Raw genomic sequence first — 616 nt, 5'->3', positions numbered from 1 at the left:
GTCGACCATGCGGCAGGTGCGCAGGTTGTCGAAGACGAGGGTGTGGAGCCGCGGGTAGACGGCGCAGGCGACCAGCGCGTGCGCCCCGGTGCGCGGGAGGCCGTCGAGCGCGGACTCCAGCGAGGGGTGCAGGATGACCGTGCCGCTGTCCGCGAGGCCGCGGCGATCTATCCACTGCCGGGCGGCGGCCTCCAGGTTGGTGCCGGCCGGGCCGAGCGTGTGCAGCGTGCGGATCGTGTCGAGCGGGGACGGGGCTGCGGGCGCTGCGCCTTCCGGCATGTCTCCCCCAGTGCTCCGCACGCGCGCGGGGCACGAGGTGCGGGCTCGGTGGTGTGGACAGGCATGTGCGAGGACAGCGCGTCGCGTGGGGCCGCCGACACGCTGACCCGGTACAGAAGCGGAATCACGCTACCGCCGCGCCCCCGGGGTGTCGAGAACCACCAACGGGTCCACGCCACCTGCCCAACGCGCCGGTCGTCGGCGCGAGATGGGCAGGTGGCGTGGGGTGCGAGCGGGTCAGCGGGCGCGCTGGGCCAGCCGCATCAGGTGGTCGGCCAGGGCCTGGCCGCCCTGCGGGTCACGGCTGATCAGCAGCAGCGTGTCGTCTCCCGCGCTG

At 74.5% G+C, this 616-nt stretch carries 2 pseudogenes; both read right to left on the bottom strand.

Features of this window, described 5'->3' with window-relative positions:
- Positions 1-279 (bottom strand): annotated as a pseudogene (locus KUM32_RS41555) (bacilysin biosynthesis protein BacA); the annotation flags it as partial.
- 237 nt (positions 280-516) lie between these two features.
- A pseudogene (locus KUM32_RS41550) lies at positions 517-616 on the bottom strand (arginine repressor); the annotation flags it as partial.

Source organism: Streptomyces sp. AC627_RSS907, from assembly GCF_019049165.1.
The sequence above is the reverse complement of the archived record's forward strand: the minus strand, read 5'-3'. Positions and strand labels throughout refer to the sequence as shown.